Genomic DNA, 19,941 nt, shown 5'->3' on the forward strand with positions numbered 1-19,941 from the left:
GAGGAGCACAGCATGAGTTTTATGTTGGCACTACCAAAAATCAGCTTGCACGGCACAGGTGCAATCGAGGATATGGTTAAATTACTCGGCGACAAACAGTGGGGCAAAGCCCTGATTGTCACTGATGGGCAATTAGTCGAACTCGGCTTACTCGACAGCCTGTTCGCTGCGATGCAACAGCATCAGTTACCTTATGCCTTGTTTGGCGAGGTATTTCCTAACCCTACCGAAGCGTTAGTACAGGCAGGATTAACCGCGTTCAGGCAGCATCAGTGTGACTATCTGATCGCTTTTGGGGGGGGTAGCCCAATCGATACAGCCAAAGCCGTTAAGATTTTGACCGCCAATCCGGGGCCATCCACGGCATATTCCGGTGTCGGCAAAGTAAAACAGAGTGGTGTCCCGCTGGTCGCCATCAATACCACCGCCGGAACAGCCGCAGAACTGACCAGTAATGCAGTGATTATTGATAGCCAGCGGCAAGTAAAAGAAGTCATTATCGATACCAATATCATTTCTGATATCGCCGTCGATGACCCCTCTGTCATGTTGAATATTCCTGCCAGTGTGACTGCTGCGACCGGAATGGATGCCCTCACCCACGCTATCGAAGCGTATGTATCGCTGGGCGCACACACCCTAACCGACCATTCAGCGCTTGAATCTATCCGCCTGATCAGCCAATGGTTACCTCTGGCAGTCGATGACGGTAAGAATCTGCACGCGCGTGAAATGATGGCGTGCGGCCAGTATCTGGCGGGGATGGCATTTAACAGCGCCGGGCTAGGTTTAGTGCATGCATTGGCCCATCAACCGGGTGCCACCCATAACCTTCCACACGGGGTATGCAATGCTATTTTACTGCCCATTATTGAAGAGTATAACCGCCCACAGGCGGTCAGCCGTTTTGCCCGTATAGCACAAGCCATGGGGGTAAATACTCAGCAGTTGACGGATGAGCAAGCCAGCCATCAAGCGATAAGCGCCATTCGGCAGTTGTCGCAACGTGTTGGCATTCCTGTTGGCTTCTCAGCATTAGGTATTCAGGAAAGTGATATCGAAGGCTGGTTAGATAAAGCGCTGGCGGATCCTTGTGCACCTTGTAACCCACGTACTGCGGACAGAGATCAAGTCCGCGCACTGTACTTACAGGCACTTTGATCGGAGTAATATCATGATACGCAAAGCCTTTGTAATGCAGGTTAACCCTGATGCCCATGCAGAATATCAGCGGCGGCATTCATCCATCTGGCCAGAACTGGAAGCGGTACTGAAGGCCCATGGCGCTCACCACTATTCAATTTTTCTCGATGAAACGCGCAATTTGCTATTTGGTTTTGTCGAAATTGAATCAGAAGAGCGCTGGAATGCCGTGGCCCAAACCGCCATTTGCCAGCGCTGGTGGCAACATATGGCCGATGTGATGCCAGCCAACCCCGATAACAGCCCGGTAAGCCAGGCACTACGAGAAGTGTTCTATTTGGCATAGCTCGCCCGATGTGGAGCCTGGCTCCACATCTTTCAGGACGTGGCCAGCCCCTGCACATAATCTTCAAATACCGGATGGCCTATCACCACATCAATAAAACAGCTCAGTGCCGGTGAGTTCAACTTCCGACTCGGATACACCAGATACAGCTCATTACCTTCAGCTTGCCATTGTGGTAACACTTCCACTAATTGGCGGTTCGCCACCACTTCACGGCTTAAAAATGCCGGTAATAGGGTGATGCCACCGCCCGCAAGGGCACATTCGCGGGCATACAGCAGATTATCAGTGACATGCAGCGCAGGTACCTGCCAGCGGTAAAATTCGTCTTCACGGCGTAAAATCAACGCCTGCCAGGCACGATGGGCAATGCAGCGGTGAGTATCCAGTTGCCTTGGATGAGTCAGTGGCGGATGCTGTGCCAAATAGGCAGGTGACGCTAACAGATAGCGTGGCGCATAGCCCAATCGGCGGCCAATAAGTGACGAGTCCTGCGGCTTACCGGTGCGCAATGCAACATCAAAGCCCTCTTCAACCAAATCTACCATGGTGTCCGAGACTAACACCTCCAACAGCACATCCGGGTATTGCCGCTGAAAATCTGTTGCCAACCGCGCCAGTAAAGTCGCCCCCAGCCCTGCCGGAGTTGAGATGCGCAAGCGGCCACTGGGGTTATCTTTCAGGCGTTGCAGCGCCAGGTCAGCGCGCTCTGCGGCTTGTAGCATCTCCTGACAATGCACCAGATAGCGCTCACCGGCAAAGGTCAGGTTCAGTTGACGGGTGGTTCGATTGAGTAAACGGATACCTAAGTTTTGCTCTAACTGACTGATGCGCTGGCTAACACTGGATTTCGGCAAACCCGCCATTTCTGCGGCGCGGGTAAAGCTGCCACACTCCGCGACCCGTGCAAACAGCGCCATATCCTGAAGTTGTTTAAACATGATTGTTTATCTTAGACGAACACTGCGTTAGTGATTGTCCATCTTATCACCACCCCCCAGAAGGTCTAGACTCAATCCATACGCTAAACAGGAGTATTACCATGTCAGTTAAAGCCATTGCTGTGAACCCGCAACAACCCGCTGATTTTATTGAAGTCGCTCTGGACTCACTCGCTCCCGGTCCGTTTGATTTGCTGGTTGAGGTTAAAGCCGCATCCATCAATCCGGTTGATACCAAAGTACATGCTGGCCTGAAGAAGAATGGCCTGCAACAGCCGCGTATTCTGGGTTGGGATGCCGCTGGAGTGGTCATCAGCGTCGGTGAGAGTGTCACCGAGTTCCGTGCAGGTGATGAAGTGTGGTATGCCGGCGATATCACCCGCCCCGGTAGCAATGCTAACCAACAGTTGGTTGATGCCCGCATCGTGGCCCACAAACCCCGCTCATTCAACTGGGCGCAGGCCGCTGCATTGCCATTAACCGCAATAACTGCGTGGGAAGCGCTGTTTGAACATCTAAAAATTCAGCAAGCCAGTGCCGGACAAAGCTTATTGATCATCGGGGGAGCAGGCGGTGTTGGCTCGTTAGCTATTCCTCTGGCGGCATTACGTAGCCCGCTAAAAGTGATAGCAACAGCATCACGGCCAGCATCAGCCGCCTGGTGCCGTGAACGCGGAGCAGACTTGACCGTTGATTACCACAATCTGAAAGCTGAACTGGCAAAAGAGGGTATTGATAAAGTTGATTATATTCTTTGCCTGAATGACACCGACGGCCACTGGCCCGCCATCAGTGAACTCATCGCACCATTGGGGCAAATCTGTACCATTGTTGAAAATGAAAAACCGTTGGATCAGAATCAGTTAAAACTCAAAAGTGCCGCCCTGCATTGGGAATTTATGTTCACCCGCAGCATGTTCTCTACCCCGGATATCGCTCAACAAGGGCAAATTTTAAAGCAGGTAAGTCAGTTGGTGGATGAGGGCAAACTGCCAGGCACCTTAAGCGAAACACTGCACGGCCTGACAGTGGAAAACCTGCATGCCGCCCACGCGCAAGTTGCAGGCGGGCATATGCAGGGTAAAGTCGTTATTGCTTACTAAATATATTATTAACAGGGCTATTTTATTTGCCATTTTACATTTGGGCAGTGCTCGAAATCCTCACGTAGCCATGATTTACAACGTCATGGTGTACGCTCCGGTTTCTGTGCACTGTCCGCATGCAAACTGACTGCAACAATCACGCCCTCAGATATCAAATTTTCATCAACCCTATTGTGGTACATCACTCAATAATGAAGGGCGGGCAAGGCGTTGCAGGTCAGCGGCCAGAAGTTGTTGCACCAGTTCGACACAGCGCAGAAAGCGTTCATCATAGTCTGCCGATTCGACGTGAACATATTCGATATTGTTACTGCGCAACATCTGCTCCAGTAAGTTCTGGAAGGATTTGCGGTCACGATCGCTACCCAGGCTGCGCAAACCATCGGCAACCCACGGCGTATTGTTTTCCAACAAAATAACCAGATCAAAACGGTATTCGTCAATCAGCGCCTGCACGAAGGGGTGCTCTTTGCCCTCATATTTTTTGCAGAAGGCCTGCGTAGTAACGAAGTCAGTATCGATAAATGCCACTTTGTTGGCGTATTTCACCGCAAAATCCACATACTGTGCCTGCCCCAGCGCGATTTTGTCGTAATCAGAATATTGCAACGCCATCTCATCGCCGCCAAGATGGGAGAAGACATAATCCCGGCCATATTCCCACGCACTGGTGGTATTGAAGATATTGGCTAACTTATTGACCAAAGTGGATTTCCCACTGGACTCACCGCCCAGTATCGCCACAGTACGGACAAAAAATGGCTTCACTTCAGTCGGGATATAGTCCCAGTAACGGAAAGGGTCACGGCGGATCTGGCGACCACTGATATTCATAAATGAACGCTGTGGATCAATCAGGATGGTTTCAATGCCAAATTGCTCGTTGTAATGCGGCGCATCCTGGCTTTCGCTGGAGTAAATAAAGTTCGGAACAATGCCTTTTTCATTCATAAAGCCTTTTACGCCATGGCTCCACACATCCCAGCCATGGGGGTACGGCTCGATACCGTGCTCATCAAACGAATGAATATGGATATTTTTCTGATATTTAAAGGTTTGTAACAACCAGCGCAAACGGTCACTGACCGTCGGCTGCTGTGACATCGAACTGTTTTCAAACAGCTCACGATCGCGTGGCTCATCAAAACAAAGAATGATGTGCAACTCGTCAACCTGGCTACAGGCGCGCTGGATTAAATAGATATGGCCGGTATGCAGCGGGTAAAATTTACCAAACACCACGCCGACTTTTTTCTCACGGCGGGGAAACTCCAGCCCGAGGAAACGGTGCAGAGCTTCAAGCTTTTGCGCACTGGGGCTTTTGATTTTGTCGTTGAGTAGCTGGCTTAAATAACCTTTGGTCATGCCGTTACATTCGGCCACCTGCTGTAAGGTGCAACCCTTTTGCTTAATTGCCGTTTTGAGATAGTCGAATTGCAGCATACCGCCTCCTTGTTTAGTGCGCTAAACAAAAATAACACAGTATGCTGCAAGATGAACACGACTAAATTAGCGGTTATAAATCCTCTAACACCGCCAGCGCATCAGCCAATTTCTTCACACCGAACACCTGCATATTGGGCAGGGGTTTCTTCGGCATATTGGCATACGGCACGATAGCGCGTTTAAAACCGTGTTTGGCGGCCTCAGAGATGCGTTCCTGCCCACTGGGCACTGGGCGAATTTCACCGGCTAGCCCTACCTCACCAAAGACCACTAAATCCTGTGGCAGCGGGCGGTCACGCAAGCTGGAGACTAGCGACATCAGCAATGCCAGATCAGCACTGGTTTCTGTCACTTTCACCCCACCCACCACATTGACGAACACATCTTGGTCCGACATCTGTAACCCGCCATGACGATGCAATACCGCCAGCAAGATTGCCAGCCGGTTCTGTTCCAGACCGACCGCTACCCGACGCGGGTTGGACATCATTGAGTGGTCCACCAGCGCCTGAATCTCTACCAGCAGCGGGCGAGTTCCTTCCCATACCACCATCACCGAGCTACCAGCAGTGACTTCATCCCCACGGCTGAGGAAAATCGCCGACGGGTTGCTAACTTCGCGCAAGCCCTGTTCGGTCATGGCAAATACGCCTAACTCATTAACCGCACCAAAGCGATTTTTGTGGCTACGCAGCGTACGGAAACGAGTATCACCGTCACCATCAAGCATCACAGAGCAGTCAATACAGTGCTCCAGCACTTTCGGCCCGGCCAGTGAACCATCTTTCGTCACATGGCCCACCATGATAATGGCGACACCACGGGTTTTGGCAAAACGGGTGAGGTAGGCGGCCGTTTCGCGCACTTGAGCCACGCTGCCCGGCGACGACTGAATATCCGCCATATGCATCACCTGAATGGAGTCGATCACCATCAAGCGCGGCTGCTCTTGCTCAGCAATTAAGCAAATTTGCTCAATGCTGGTTTCCGACAGCATATTGAGGCCCGCAGTGGGCAATCCCAAACGATGCGCACGCATCGCCACCTGCTGCAACGACTCTTCGCCAGTGACATACAGGGTTTTCATGTTTTCAGACAGCTTGCACAGCGTTTGCAGCAGTAAGGTACTTTTCCCCGCGCCGGGGTTACCCCCAATCAGAATGGCGCTACCCGGTACCACACCACCGCCCAACACCCGATCAAACTCAAGAAAGCCTGTTGAAAAGCGTGGCAGTTCGTCCAGACTGATATCTGACAGTTTCTGTACCCGGCTGACACCGGCATCACCGGCATAGCCACCAAAACGCTCATTGCGCGACGATGATGATGTTGCCGCGGCTAATCGAATCTCAGTAATGGTATTCCAGGCGTTACAGGCGCTGCATTGCCCCTGCCAACGAGGATAATCGGCACCACACTCATTACAGACAAATGCTCGTTTTGGCGCTTTAGCCACGGTTCACCTCAATTTAATTAGCTCACGCCTGCCATCCCCAAATTACCCAGTAGGCGTAATTGTTGCAGGTAGTTTGAGTGCAGACAGCGCGCAGAAACCGGAGCGTACACCATAACGTTGTAAATCATGGCTACGTGAGGATTTTATTCGCTACGCTCCCCTACGGGCCGCCCTTAAGTGCGTTCAAAATGGCAAATAAAATAGCCTATTTCATCGTTCTTCGTGCTTCAGACTGCCGGTCAAAATGCAAAGAACACTCAGCAAATCACCGTGACGGATCGCCACTTTCGCTTTGGCATATACCTTCGGCTTCGCATGGAATGCCAGCCCTAAACCGGCGGCTTGCATCATTTTCAGGTCATTGGCACCATCGCCGATAGCCACTGTTTGAGCAATAGGGATATTGAGTTTTTCCGCCAATTTGAGCAGGGTATCGGCTTTATATTGTGCATCGACAATCGGCCCTAACACTTTGCCTGTCAGCTTGCCGTCTTTGATTTCAAGTTCATTGGCTGCCACATCAACCAGCCGCAGTTTGTCGCGCAGATATTCAGCATAATAAGTGAAACCACCGGAGGCGATAGCCACATGCCAATCTAATGCCTGAAGCTTACATACCAGGCTGGTCAGCCCCGGCATCAATGGCAGTTGGTCACGTACCTGTTTTAAGATATTGGCATCCGCCCCTTTCAGGGTAGCAACCCGCTGGCGCAGGCTGGCGGCGAAGTCCAGTTCACCTTGCATGGCACGTTCGGTGACGGCAGCCACTTCTTCGCCAACACCGGCGAGCTTGGCAATCTCATCAATACATTCGATTTGGATGGCAGTTGAATCCATATCCATCACCAGCAGGCCAGGGCTACGCAAATGCGGGATAGCCCCCAAAGGCGCAACATCCAGACCATTCTCATCCGCTAACGTTTTAATCCGTGGTGTCAAACTGCCGGCCAAACGGATGACCTGATAATCCTCCACACACCAGGCGGAAACTATCACCATGGCAGCACCCAACTGGCCTTGGAAACTCGTAATACGCTGCTTATCCAGCTTTCTACCGTACAGTAGCCAACCTGTATGACCGGCACGATAATCCAGCGGCATGACCTCATCGCCACTGAGCGAAAGTGGCAGACCCGGCCATTGATAGATCTCCGCGGGGAGATCGCAATAGGTCAGACTATTAGACATGAATGACTCCTGTAGAAAACGGGGTAAAGACCAGACAAAAGGACGCATCAAGCTATCCTATAGCCCTTGCTTCTGGCAACATATACCCTAAATAATTCGAGTTGCGGGAAGGCGGCAAACGAAATAATCCCGATAAACTTACATCAGTAAGTGATTCGGGTTATTGAGAGTAGCCAACGCACATGCGGCTTGAAGTATGACGGGTATAAAGTCACCGATTCTTGCAAGGAACCCGCATGACCAAGGCTAAACTAAAATTCCGACTGCACCGCACTGCTATTGTACTGATTTGCCTGGCATTATTGGTCTTGCTGATGCAAGGTGCATCCTATTTCAGCCTCAGTCATCAATTAGCTCGTTCAGAACAAGTTGAAGAGTTGGCGAAAACACTGGCGAAACAAGTCACGTTCAGTCTCTCCCCCATCATGGACAGTGGGGATGATGATATCGATAGCCAGAAGGTTGACGAAGTTCTCCAGCAACTGACGCAATCAAGCCGCATATTGGATGCCAGTGTATATCAGATTGATGGAACGCTGGTCGCCAGCGCCGGAGAGAACGTAAAAGTACGTGATCGACTGGCTTTAGATGGTAAACGCCCCGGCAGCTATTTCAACCACCAGATTGTCGAGCTGATCCCCGGTAAAAGCGGGCCAAGCGGCTTTCTGCGTATGACGCTGGACACCCATGTGCTGGCGACGGAATCCAAGCAAGTGGATAATACCACCAATTTGCTGCGCCTGATGATTCTCGTCGCGCTGGCTGTGGGGATTATTCTGGCTCGCACTCTGCTGCAAGGCCGCCGCAGCCGTTGGCAGCAATCACCTTATCTGCTCACCGCCAATACACCGGTCAAAGAAGATGAGGATGAAACACCAGAGGCACCTGCCAGTCAGCCAGATGCAGATAAAAAGGCGGGCGATAAATAATACTGCGGATAGATATTATGCCATGCGCTCAATTAACGTGGTGAGAGAAAGCAGTTGTCCCTGCATCTGTCGGGCAATAAGTTTGAATTCATTACTGATGTTCGAGTGATCTATCACCCGTTGCCAGAATATATTTGCCAGTTGCTGTGCTCGTTGCCAGTCCAGTTTGCTGATATCAACAGATAAAGAGATTTCCGGCACGTTGTGGCGCATATTCCCCGTGCTCGTCGGGGCAAATGCCATTGGCAACATATCGTAAACTGGCGCTAATGATAGTGGTGTGTTCTCAGGATGCAGAAAGGAAAGATTACCTTGGTGCATATCGGTATTGGCGATTAGTTTGCCAAATGCCCAGATAACGTTAACCTGCTCTAATGCCGGCGCGGCCAGTAATCCTTTATCGACTAATTGTTGGCAAACTTGTGGCCAACTGGCAACTGGGTTGCCAACAAATTCGGCATTAACCGCCTCTAAAGAAACTATCCCTAAACGGCCACGCTGCCCGCAGCGATCAAATCGCTCTACCTCAAGGAATATTTGCCTACCAACACCCTGTAAAACCTGACTTGTGGCCGCCTTATAACCCCCATTATTCAAGGTGCTAAGTGCAAGCGACTCAGATATCAGTAGGTCACCCCAGCGACGGCTATTGGCGTTTTGTAAAGAGGCAGAAAATTTGACAATAACATATGACGAAGGTCGCTCCAGATTCCCAGCATAACAAGTAAATTTCGGTTGTTCGCCGCCCGTAGAAGAACCGACCATTTCACCCGCCAGAGCCATTTGAGAAAGTTCTGCATAACGGGATAACTTATCTACCGGATCGATAGGTATCGCATCAGGTGCAGCTAACCAATGTTGATAACTTTGTTGTCCAATCAATATATTGCCATTCATATCATCAGCCTGACGTGACAGAGCTAATAAGATATGGTCTTCGTTCCACAAACGAACGTCATCGGTGAGCTGTAACTTACCTGCAACTGATTTCCCCCAAATCCGCCCGAGAAACCCCTGCGGCCGCATATCAGTCAAATACCACGGCAAGCTGTCAAATAGCTGCCATGTATCAGATGCCAGTTGATGTACACAGCACATTTCAGCCGGATAGATAGGATAGAGTATCGCGAAATGGGTTGCATGACCCTGTTCATCGATGCGATATAGCGGAAATGCATGCTCTGCGGCACTATCTCCAGCAATGTACCGCCGTAAGGCATATTGTGTTGCTTTGCCTTTACCTATTTTCAGCACCCTCTCTTTTAATCCGCTTAACTGCCGGGAAACCGTGGGTTGACTGATTGCCATAGCTTGCGCCAGATAGCTCGCGGTCGCCGGTTTTTGGCGTAATAACGTTTCCAGAGAGAGCATATGAATAGATTCGTGAATAGAATGATGAATAGATTTATAACGCTAATTATCTGATGTGTAAACAAACCTATTTTTTCTGGCAGATTTTATGAATAGATTCAGCGGCAGAGATCGCTGCCGCTGAATAGAGGGAAGCAGAGAAGGGATTACTTCTGATCGCCCAGCAACACCGATTCCAACGCAATTTCAATCATGTCATTAAAAGTACTTTGGCGCTCCGCAGCGGTGGTTTGCTCACCGGTACGGATATGGTCAGAAACAGTACAGATGGTCAGGGCTTTAGCACCGAACTCCGCAGCAACGCCGTAAATACCGGCAGCTTCCATTTCCACCCCCAGAATGCCGTATTTTTCCATTACATCAAACATTTGCGGGTCTGGCGTATAGAACAGATCAGCAGAGAAGATGTTACCGACACGAACGTCGATACCTTTCGCTTTTGCCGCATCAACAGCATTGCGGGTCATCTCAAAATCAGCAATCGCTGCATAGTCGTGATCTTTAAAGCGCATACGGTTTACTTTGGAGTCGGTACAAGCCCCCATGCCGATCACCACATCACGCAGTTTCACATCAGCACGAACCGCACCACATGAACCGACACGAATGATTTTTTTCACGCCAAAATCAGTGATCAGTTCTTTGGCGTAAATGGAGCAGGACGGGATACCCATACCGTGGCCCATTACAGAGATTTTGCGGCCTTTATAAGTACCGGTGAAGCCCAACATGCCACGCACATTGTTCACTTCGCGCACGTCTTGCAGGAAGGTTTCGGCGATAAATTTCGCACGCAGTGGATCCCCTGGCATTAATACAACGTCAGCGAAATCACCCATTTCAGCATTAATATGTGGCGTTGCCATAATCACTTTCCTTAAAAATCAGAGAATTAAAATTTATATTACTGAACTGTTTTTAAGTTTGAACTACTTTGCACAGTTCAGAGAAAATCAGCCATCGCCAGCGTAGATGAGCACCGACAGTTTGGGCACGGCCAGCGCACAGCCCCCGGAGCGTACACGCAGTACGTGAGGAGGGCGAGCACTGCCCAGGTTCAAAATGGCACGCTCAGCTTAGCTGAATGACTTAAAACATATTCTTACCGTAATCCATTGGAGATAGATTAAAATATGTCGCTACAGTCTGCCCAATATCGGCAAACGTCTCACGATGCCCCAGCGATCCCGGTTTGACTTTCGGGCCGTAAACCAAGACCGGAATGTGCTCACGGGTATGGTCAGTGCCCGGCCAGGTTGGGTCACAACCGTGGTCAGCCGTCAGGATCATGATGTCATCTTCTTTTACCAGCGCCATCAGCTCAGGCAGACGGCGGTCGAACAGTTCCAATGCGGCAGCATAACCGGCAACGTCGCGGCGGTGACCATAAGAGGAGTCAAAATCAACAAAGTTAGTGAACACGATAGTGTTGTCACCGGCTTTCTTCATCTCTTCTATCGTGGCATCAAACAACGCATCCAGACCGGTGGCTTTCACTTTTTGAGTGATACCCACATGTGCATAGATATCGGCGATTTTACCGATAGAAACCACTTCTCCCCCCTTCTCATCCACCAGTTTTTTCAACATGGTTGGTGCTGGCGGTTCAACGGCCAGATCATGGCGGTTACCGGTGCGTTGGAAGTTACCCGGCTTGTCACCAATAAACGGACGCGCAATCACACGGCCAATATTGTAGCCACCTTCGGTCAGTTCTTCGCGGGCAATTTCACACAGCTCATACAAGCGATCCAGGCCAAAAGTTTCTTCGTGGCAGGCAATCTGGAACACCGAGTCCGCCGAGGTATAGAAAATAGGCTTACCGGTTTTCATATGCTCTTCGCCCAGTTGGTCAAGGATAACGGTACCACTTGAGTGGCAGTTACCCAGATAACCCGGCAGGTTGGCCCGTTTTACCAGTTTATCCAACAGTTCCTGCGGGAAGCTGTTTTCGACATCACTGAAGTAACCCCAGTCAAACAGAACCGGTACACCCGCAATCTCCCAGTGGCCTGACGGTGTATCTTTACCGGAAGATAACTCACTGGCATAACCATAAGCACCAATGATGTCTGCATTTTTATCCAGCCCAACCGGGAATTTACCGGTGGACTCTTCAGCAGCTTTACCCAGCCCTAAACGGCTCAGGTTTGGCAGCGTCAATGGGCCACTACGGCCAACGTTGGCTTCCCCACGGGCGCAGACCTCTGCGATGTGGCCCAGAGTATCGGCCCCTTGGTCACCAAATTTGTTAGCATCGGCGCTGGCACCAATACCAAATGAGTCCAATACCATAATAAATGTACGTTTCATTATTTTCTCCTGCGTGGGTTCACGCTCTGGGGCAGCTACGTTCATCTGCTCCCCCATGTAATTAATCTGTTTTTGCTAACATTTGCCGTCGAAAGCAAATAGCGTCAATAACAAAAGTATGGCGCTTATTCAGTAATACGGCGATAGATAACCGGTGTTTCTTCCGGCGCGTTGTCACCCAAGGTGATCGCCGCACGTACTGCATCTGCTGCCTGTTGCCAGTCGTCTTCGTTATTGGCATGAATTACGGCTAATGGCTGCTGGCTATCAACCCCGCCTCCCAGACGTGCCATTTCAGTGATACCAACACTGTAATCAATAGGATCAGTTGCCCGCCGACGACCACCGCCGAGGGAAACCACCGCCATGCCCAGAGCACGGGTATCCATTGCGGTAACAATACCGGCTCGTTCAGCAAAGACCGGTTTGCTCAGCGTGGCAACCGGTAGGTAGCTGTCATAACGCTCAACGAAATCACTCGGACCTTTTTGCGCTGCCACCATGCGACCAAAGAGTTCTGCCGCTTTTCCGTTGTCCAGCACCGCCTGTAGCTTGGATCTGGCGTCAGCATCATTTTGCGCCAAATCACCTGATAACAGCATTTCAACGCACAGCGCCATCGTCACTTCCAGCAAGCGTGGATTGCGATATTCGCCGGTCAGGAAGCGCACCGCTTCGCGCACTTCAACCGCATTACCGGCGCTGGAAGCCAACACCTGATTCATATCGGTCAATAGTGCAGTCGTTTTGCAACCCGCGCCATTAGCCACACTGACAATAGCTTGTGCTAAATCGGCAGATAGTTGATATGTCGGCATAAAGGCACCAGAACCTACCTTCACATCCATCACCAACGCATCCAGCCCTTCAGCCAGTTTCTTCGCCAGAATAGAAGCAGTAATCAGTGGGATGGAATCTACAGTGGCGGTGATATCACGGGTAGCGTAGAAACGTTTATCTGCCGGTGCCAACGAGCTGGTTTGCCCGATGATGGCAACACCGACGTCCTGAATGATTTTACGGAACGCATTATCATCGGGGAAAATATCAAAACCGGGAATAGCTTCCAGTTTGTCCAAGGTCCCGCCGGTATGGCCCAGGCCACGGCCAGAAATCATCGGCACATAGCCACCGCAGGCTGCGACCATCGGACCGAGCATCAGTGATGTCACATCACCCACGCCACCGGTAGAGTGTTTATCCACGATCGGGCCGTTTAGATTAAGGCTTTGCCAGTTAAGCACCGTGCCAGAATCACGCATTGCCATGGTAAGTGCCACGCGCTCCGGCATGCTCATGTCGTGGAAATAGATGGTCATCGCCAAAGCAGCAATCTGCCCTTCGGATACCGAGTTATCGCGGATCCCATTGATAAAGAAACGAATCTCTTCTTCGCTCAATGGCTGACCATCACGTTTTTTACGGATAATTTCTTGTGCCAGAAACACAGCATCCCCCTGACCTAAATAAGGATAAAAGCCGCACTACAGGCTAGTCGCCCGCAGTGCATCAGCAAAACTCAATGAGTGCGATAATGATTAGTAACCGCTACTTTTGCTATCACTCTGATGGCCCAGCGTGGTTAATAAGCTGGCTAACAGACTGGATGCGCCAAAGCGGAAGTGGCGGGCATCGGCCCAGCCCTCACCCATCAATTGATCGGCCAGTTGCAGGAATTGTGCGGCATCTTCAGCGGTACGGACCCCGCCCGCAGGCTTAAAGCCGACGGTTTTACCCACGCCTAAATCACGGATAGTGCTCATCATAATACCCGCACTTTCCAGTGTGGCATTGACCGGCACTTTACCGGTGGAGGTTTTGATAAAATCTGCGCCAGCTTTAATCGCAATTTCAGAGGCTTGACGGATCAAGTGCTCTTGCTTTAGCTCACCGGTTTCTATGATTACTTTCAGCAATACATTCGCGGCAGCGCAGGCTTCTTTGCACTCTTTCACTAATTCGAAGCCGACCTTATCATTACCCGCCATTAAGGCGTGGTAAGGGAAAACCACATCCACTTCATCAGCACCATAGGCAATGGCAGCACGGGTTTCTGCCAGTGCAATAGCAATATCATCATTGCCATGTGGGAAGTTGGTTACTGTTGCAATGCGGATTTCAGGGGTACCCTGCTCACGCAACGTTTTACGCGCAATAGGAATAAAGCGGGGATAAATACAGATTGCCGCCGTGTTACCGGCAGGGCTTTTTGCCTGATGACACAACGCGATAACCTTATCGTCGGTATCGTTGTCATTCAGGGTGGTTAAATCCATCAAACTCAGTGCGCGTTTGGCATAATCGTTCAGATTCGCGCAGGCGGTTAAATCGGTCATAAAACTCTCCAACACTATTTCAGCCCCAGCACTTTGCCAGAACTGAGCATCTATTTATGAGCGGACAAAGAGACCGTACCGGTACCTTTGGTGATTAAAAGCCCCTCTCAAGAGGCGTAATTGTTGCCGCTGGGCAAATAAAATCGCCCTAATGAGAGGGTTCTAAGCTCAATACGTTGGCGAGCGGACTTGGTTCCTTGAAGATAGCCCCTATGGGTGGCAATTGAGATCCATCTCACCGCACTAACTACTTGGTCATTGCATACATCACTGATGCAATGCGACGACATACAGGCTTTAGGCTTTCAATCCGAAAACCAATAATACTATTTGAACACGTTACCGATGCCTTGGGTGTGCTCAATTTCACACTAATCAATAGTAACTTGTAACGAGTAAAAATTATATGTGATTAAAGTCACAAAATAATCTGATTTGTAATTTATCGCCGATGATATGCCCACTCGCATCAAGGATAGCTTATGGGCAGAAATACGCAGTATTGTGGGCCTGAACCATAAAAAACTAAGCGTCAGCGGTGCAGACAGTTTGGGTGCGGACAGCACGTAGGGACTGGAGCGTACACGAAGTACGTGACAAGTCCCGAGCACTGCCCAATCTCAAAATGGCAAGTCAAGCTAGCCTAATTATAATGCCAGGAAGAAACCGGCGATCGTCGCACTCATCAGATTCGACAATGTGCCTGCCGCTACCGCTTTCAGGCCAAAACGCGCGATATCGTGGCGGCGATTCGGTGCCATGCTACCCAAACCACCCAATAAGATGGCAACAGATGACAAGTTAGCAAAACCGCACAACGCAAAGGAGATAATGGCCTTAGTGTGATCGGAAAGAACCTGTAAACCCGCAGCTTTGACTAACTCTTCCGCCTGGAGATACTGACCGAAATTCATAAATGCTACGAATTCGTTAACGATAATCTTCTGGCCGATAAATGAACCCGCCACCATCGCTTCACTCCACGGCACACCGATCAGATAGGCAATCGGCGAGAATACCCAGCCCAGAATCAACTCTAGCGAAAGTTGTGGATAATCAAACCAGCCACCAATCCCACCTAAAATACCATTGAGCAGAGCAATCAAGGCGATAAAAGCCAACAGCATTGCCCCAACATTCAGCGCCAATTGCATACCGGAAGCCGCGCCAGAGGCCGCAGCATCAATAACGTTAGCCGGGCGTTCATCCTCAGCAATCAAGGTAGTCGCATCAACTTTATCATGGGTTTTTTCGGTTTCTGGCACCATCAGTTTAGCAAACAGTAACCCGCCCGGTGCTGCCATAAAGGAGGCGGCAATCAGGTATTCCAATGGCACCCCCATTTGCGCATAACCGGCCAATACTGAACCGGCAACGGAGGCTAAACCGCCGCACATTACCGCAAACAGCTCAGATTGGGTCATGGTGGCAATATAAGGGCGCACCACTAACGGCGCTTCGGTTTGACCAACAAAGATATTGGCAGTGGCGGAAAGGGATTCAGTACGTGAAGTCCCCAGCAGCTTTTGCAAACCACCGCCCAATACTTTAATAACGATTTGCATGATGCCGAGGTAATACAAAACGGCAATCAATGACGAGAAGAATACAATTACCGGTAATACTCGCAAGGCGAATACAAAGCCGCCGCCACCGAAAACCTCAAACATTTTGTCGGAAACCAAACCGCCAAAAATAAATGAAATCCCCTCATTACCGTAGGCGATAACGTTCGCTACCCCTTCTGACATGCCGCCCAGAATGCGGCGACCGATAGGCACATATAACACCAATGCACCAATAACGATCTGGATAATAAATGCGCCAACAACAGTGCGGATATTAATCGCCCTATAATTACTTGAAAGAAGTACGGCTATTAATATCAGTACTGCCATTCCAACCAAACTCATTAGCATGTCGCTATCCCTAATAGTGAAATCATTAATTAAATTGAAATTATTTTGGGGGGATTATACCGGCATGACGGGGCTATCAAACAATCTCTGTCACAAATAAACACAACTAAAAGCAACTTGAACAACACAAATGTGACAAAAGTCACATTAAAAAGCAGAAATAACGAGATGTTGATAATTATTAGCGTGGTTTGTATGCACCCATCGGTGATTTAGGGGGGGCATATCTTGGCTGGCGGTAACCGGAACAAACGCTGGCTATTCTCTAGCAACTGGCTGGCAATCTGTTGTGGTGCTTCAGGGCGTAATTCACACAATACACTGAACACATCAGCAGCCCGCTCAGGCCGATTTGGTTGCCCCTGAAAACCCGCTAACGGCATATCCGGTGCATCGGTTTCCAGCAGTAATGAAGAAAGCGGTAATGCGGCCATCACACCACGGGTTTTCTGTGCCCGCGCATAAGTAATGGTCCCGCCCACACCGATGTAATAACCCAGGCGAATAAAGGCTTGCGCTTGCGCCAGGCTACCGGCAAAACCATGCACGACCCCCGTGCGCGGCAAAACAGTTTTGCGCAGTGCCGAGGCTAATTGGTCATGGGAACGGCGGGAATGCAGAATAACGGGGAGATCATGCTGTTTCGCCAACGTAAGTTGGGCCTGCAATAGCGCTAATTGGCGTGGTAACTGCGGATCATCCATATAGAGATCCAGGCCAATTTCCCCCACCGCCACCAGCTTATGCGTTTTGTTCACCAGATAAGATGCCAGAGCGGCTAAATCGGCCTCTTGATGTTGAGCAATATAGAGTGGATGCATACCTAGTGCGGCAAAAAGAGGCGGATAGTTCGCAGCCAACGCCAAAATACGGGAAAAATAAGCCGCACCCACCGCCGGGACGATCAACTGCCTGACATTCGCCTGAGCCGCAGTGACTAGACTGGCCGCCTCTGCGCCACTGAACGGAGGGAAGTCAAAGTGACAGTGGGTATCGATAAAATAAGGTGTATCGATGAGAGACGGTATCTGCTCAATGATCGCTGCCATTACGCGGTATCACCTTTGTTCTTTGCCATATCGGCAGGCAAAATGATCTCCCCTGCCAGGGGTTTTCTGCTGCTATGCGTAGTGACCGGAATAATTAACCCATTGCCGCTCCCCCTCATCTGAGCCGGTAGACCATGCTTAGTGGTGGCAGTTGAATCCGCTGGCGTGATGATATTCGGCGGTTGAGTGATATCAAATGAAGAATCATCAATATCAATTAGCGCTGCCATATCATCCGGTTGATTAATATCTTGCGGCTGAAGCATACGGCGTGAGAGTGAAATCGAGATTTTCTCCCCATTGATTTCAGCTTGATCCCGATGATCTTGCGGTAATAACCAGTGCCCAACGGTCGCCAGAAAATAGCGGCCACAACGGCGGCCTAAATGATAATCACGATTAAGCGCCGCAACCCGACTCCCCAGCGCATTACTGGCAAGTGGCTTAGGCGGAAAAATTTCGAAAATACGCAGATCACCGGGCGGTTTTTCAATAAATTGCTGAATACGGTGATAGCTCTGCTCATGTTGCTGCATAATCCGCACCAGTTGTTGCAAACTACTTTCACTCAGCCAATGTTCCATCCGCTTCATCCACTGCGGCGTATAATAGACCTGCGACGGCACCGTGCGAATCACTACAATAGTATCAGCGCCACGGCGGTAGGCTTCTTCCACCGGAATGGCATCACTGATGCCACCATCTTGATAACTGATCCCCCCCAAATCCACTCCCTGACGGTATAAACCAGGGATTGCACTGGACGCTTTAATGGTCGGCAGCCAACTTTCTCGAGTGGGAGAAATATAGGTAGGTTCAAAATCATCACTGCGGCAGGCGCACATCAAGAATTCGCGGCCATTGCGTAAATGCTCTTCAGCATGATCCATGGCCAGAGGTAACTGCTGGGAGGTGATATCCACCAACCAGTCGAGATCAATTAGGTGCCCACCCCGTACAAAACGTAATGGGTTAAAGAAATTAGCTGTGGTGGTGTAGCGAGTAATAACACGGCGAGCGTAACCGGGTTGACCGCAGATAAAAGCAGATAGGTTTTGTGCACCCGCAGAGGTGCCAATCATCAGATCAAAAGGGTTAAAGCGGGCGCGTTGGAATTCATCCAGCACACCGGCTGTAAAAATCCCCCGCTGCCCGCCTCCCTCGCAGACCAACGCCATTTTTCCGGGTTGATATGGTTTATAGGCGAGTGGCTCAATATTACCGAGCGTGATAGGTATTCTGTATCCCACCATCCATCCTTAATTCGTTACAACAGGTGCTGAGGATACCTCGTCTTATCCTTTGCTGTAACCCTCTCGCCTTACTAAAGGCGCTTACGGCCTGTAAACAGACTGATGAGGAATAGGACAATACCCACTACAAAGACGACTTTTGCAGCCCAAGCTGCCGTACCGGCTAACCCGCCGAAACCTAATGCCGCAGCGATTAAAGCAATAATCAAAAATATGATGCCCCAGCGAAACATAAGCCTCTCCTTCCCGTTTTTAAAAATAGCTTTATACACTTACGTTAAAAACAGCGTTTTAACCTTCGGTCTATTTAACAGTAGCGTGTTTAACAGAAGTCGCATTATTAACGGATTTATTATTTGGCTGACGGGCTTATAAACGTTATTCCGTAAAGTATTTCTCTCCCACGAAATACCCATCAGCCGATAATAATTAAGGTTTGATGCTCAGATCATTTTTAACGCTTTTCACGCCATTAACGGCTTTAGCGATACTTTCAGCACGGTCAGACTGCGCTTTACTCTCAACATGACCTGACAACTGCACCACGCCGTCGGTAGTTTCTACTTTCACTTTACGTGAGGGTACGATGTCATCAGCCAGTAATTTGGCTTTGATTGAACTGGTTGTTGCAGCATCGCCAGCATATTCACTGACTGATTGTGATTTCTGATCTTTCACATGCAGCTTATCGCTGACAGATTTAACACCTTCAACGTTTCCGGCAATTTCAACGGCGGTTTCAGCTTCAGCCTGAGAAGTCACAAAACCAGTCAAAGTGACGACGCCATGGTTGGTTTCAACAGAGATATCCGTACTTTTAAGGGATTTCTCTTCCAACAAAGCGCTTTTTACTTTCGCTGTTGCGGCACTGTCACCCATGTAGTTATCAACTTTCTTCATGGAGCTATCGAGTTTCGCGCCAGTGCTGTCTACCACGTTGTTTGTCTTATTGAGCATGGTGTCTTCAGCGAACACGCTACCACTCATCAGTGCAGTACCTAAAACAACAGCAATCATTGAACGGGCAAATTTTGTATTTGTCATCGATTTCTTCCTTTGTCGTTATAAACCGTAAAGGGTTATCAAGCTTAATGGATTACAACACCCAAATTTACGGATTTTTACGCCACCCAGAGGGGTGGGCA

The 19,941-nt window shown here is 49.8% G+C and carries 18 protein-coding genes; 4 read left to right on the plus strand and 14 right to left on the minus strand.

What is annotated here, in order from left to right; translation table 11 throughout:
- Positions 1-12: 12 nt before the first annotated feature.
- Both fucO and rhaM read left to right on the plus strand, forming a co-directional pair.
- Entirely contained in the window at positions 13-1,161 is a 1,149-nt protein-coding gene (gene fucO / locus EL015_RS18185) for a lactaldehyde reductase (RefSeq protein WP_005191832.1), read from the plus strand.
- 13 nt (positions 1,162-1,174) lie between these two features.
- Positions 1,175-1,489, plus strand: a complete 315-nt coding sequence (gene rhaM / locus EL015_RS18190) for an L-rhamnose mutarotase (RefSeq protein WP_032907793.1) — start codon at positions 1,175-1,177, stop codon at positions 1,487-1,489.
- A gap of 32 nt (positions 1,490-1,521) precedes the next feature.
- On the opposite strand, the gene EL015_RS18195 is transcribed toward rhaM, so the two are convergent.
- Entirely contained in the window at positions 1,522-2,430 is a 909-nt protein-coding gene (locus EL015_RS18195) for a LysR family transcriptional regulator (RefSeq protein ID WP_005191828.1), read from the minus strand.
- A gap of 101 nt (positions 2,431-2,531) precedes the next feature.
- Here EL015_RS18195 and EL015_RS18200 point away from each other — a divergent pair, with 101 nt between their 5' ends.
- On the plus strand, positions 2,532-3,533 hold the full coding sequence (locus tag EL015_RS18200; protein ID WP_005191825.1) for a zinc-binding alcohol dehydrogenase family protein: 1,002 nt from the start codon (positions 2,532-2,534) through the stop codon (positions 3,531-3,533).
- Between the two features lie 171 nt (positions 3,534-3,704).
- On the opposite strand, the gene nadR is transcribed toward EL015_RS18200, so the two are convergent.
- From nadR to serB, 3 genes are all read right to left on the minus strand, one after another.
- Positions 3,705-4,979, minus strand: coding sequence for a multifunctional transcriptional regulator/nicotinamide-nucleotide adenylyltransferase/ribosylnicotinamide kinase NadR (gene nadR / locus EL015_RS18205; protein WP_005191821.1), 1,275 nt, complete (start codon positions 4,977-4,979; stop codon positions 3,705-3,707).
- A 73-nt stretch (positions 4,980-5,052) separates the two neighbouring features.
- Complete coding sequence (gene radA / locus EL015_RS18210; RefSeq protein ID WP_004701929.1) at positions 5,053-6,438, minus strand: DNA repair protein RadA; 1,386 nt, start codon at positions 6,436-6,438, stop codon at positions 5,053-5,055.
- Between the two features lie 210 nt (positions 6,439-6,648).
- Positions 6,649-7,626, minus strand: a complete 978-nt coding sequence (serB, locus tag EL015_RS18215; RefSeq protein ID WP_032907792.1) for a phosphoserine phosphatase — start codon at positions 7,624-7,626, stop codon at positions 6,649-6,651.
- 236 nt (positions 7,627-7,862) lie between these two features.
- On the opposite strand from serB, the gene EL015_RS18220 reads away from it, so the two are divergent.
- A complete protein-coding gene (locus EL015_RS18220) occupies positions 7,863-8,555 on the plus strand; it encodes a YtjB family periplasmic protein (protein ID WP_005191818.1) in 693 nt (230 codons plus the stop codon).
- A 15-nt stretch (positions 8,556-8,570) separates the two neighbouring features.
- Here the strand turns inward: EL015_RS18220 and yjjJ are convergent, their stop codons facing one another.
- The 10 genes from yjjJ to osmY form a co-directional block, all read right to left on the minus strand.
- Complete coding sequence (yjjJ, locus tag EL015_RS18225) at positions 8,571-9,926, minus strand: type II toxin-antitoxin system HipA family toxin YjjJ (protein WP_005191817.1); 1,356 nt, start codon at positions 9,924-9,926, stop codon at positions 8,571-8,573.
- A 146-nt stretch (positions 9,927-10,072) separates the two neighbouring features.
- Positions 10,073-10,792 carry a purine-nucleoside phosphorylase gene (gene deoD / locus EL015_RS18230; protein WP_032907790.1) on the minus strand — a complete coding sequence of 240 codons (720 nt, stop codon included), beginning with the start codon at positions 10,790-10,792 and terminating at the stop codon, positions 10,073-10,075.
- Between the two features lie 223 nt (positions 10,793-11,015).
- On the minus strand, positions 11,016-12,239 hold the full coding sequence (gene deoB, locus EL015_RS18235; RefSeq protein ID WP_032907789.1) for a phosphopentomutase: 1,224 nt from the start codon (positions 12,237-12,239) through the stop codon (positions 11,016-11,018).
- Positions 12,240-12,364: 125 nt separating this feature from the next.
- Entirely contained in the window at positions 12,365-13,687 is a 1,323-nt protein-coding gene (deoA, locus tag EL015_RS18240; RefSeq protein WP_005191806.1) for a thymidine phosphorylase, read from the minus strand.
- 90 nt (positions 13,688-13,777) lie between these two features.
- Complete coding sequence (gene deoC, locus EL015_RS18245) at positions 13,778-14,575, minus strand: deoxyribose-phosphate aldolase (RefSeq protein WP_032907787.1); 798 nt, start codon at positions 14,573-14,575, stop codon at positions 13,778-13,780.
- Positions 14,576-15,222: 647 nt separating this feature from the next.
- On the minus strand, positions 15,223-16,494 hold the full coding sequence (locus tag EL015_RS18250; RefSeq protein ID WP_072088685.1) for a NupC/NupG family nucleoside CNT transporter: 1,272 nt from the start codon (positions 16,492-16,494) through the stop codon (positions 15,223-15,225).
- Positions 16,495-16,706: 212 nt separating this feature from the next.
- Entirely contained in the window at positions 16,707-17,543 is an 837-nt protein-coding gene (locus EL015_RS18255; protein WP_032907786.1) for a TatD family hydrolase, read from the minus strand.
- The gene (locus tag EL015_RS18260; RefSeq protein ID WP_005191798.1) at positions 17,543-18,796 is read right to left on the minus strand and encodes a patatin-like phospholipase family protein; all 1,254 of its coding nucleotides are present in this window, start codon (positions 18,794-18,796) and stop codon (positions 17,543-17,545) included. The genes EL015_RS18255 and EL015_RS18260 overlap by 1 nt, the downstream gene beginning before the upstream one ends.
- 71 nt (positions 18,797-18,867) lie before the next feature.
- Positions 18,868-19,029 (minus strand): DUF1328 domain-containing protein, encoded by a 162-nt coding sequence (locus EL015_RS18265; RefSeq protein WP_004876076.1) that lies wholly within the window; start codon positions 19,027-19,029, stop codon positions 18,868-18,870.
- 196 nt (positions 19,030-19,225) lie between these two features.
- The gene (gene osmY / locus EL015_RS18270) at positions 19,226-19,840 is read right to left on the minus strand and encodes a molecular chaperone OsmY (RefSeq protein ID WP_005191796.1); all 615 of its coding nucleotides are present in this window, start codon (positions 19,838-19,840) and stop codon (positions 19,226-19,228) included.
- Between the last annotated feature and the right edge of the window lie 101 nt (positions 19,841-19,941).

Origin of the sequence: Yersinia intermedia, assembly GCF_900635455.1 — a bacterium.
GTDB lineage: Bacteria > Pseudomonadota > Gammaproteobacteria > Enterobacterales > Enterobacteriaceae > Yersinia > Yersinia intermedia.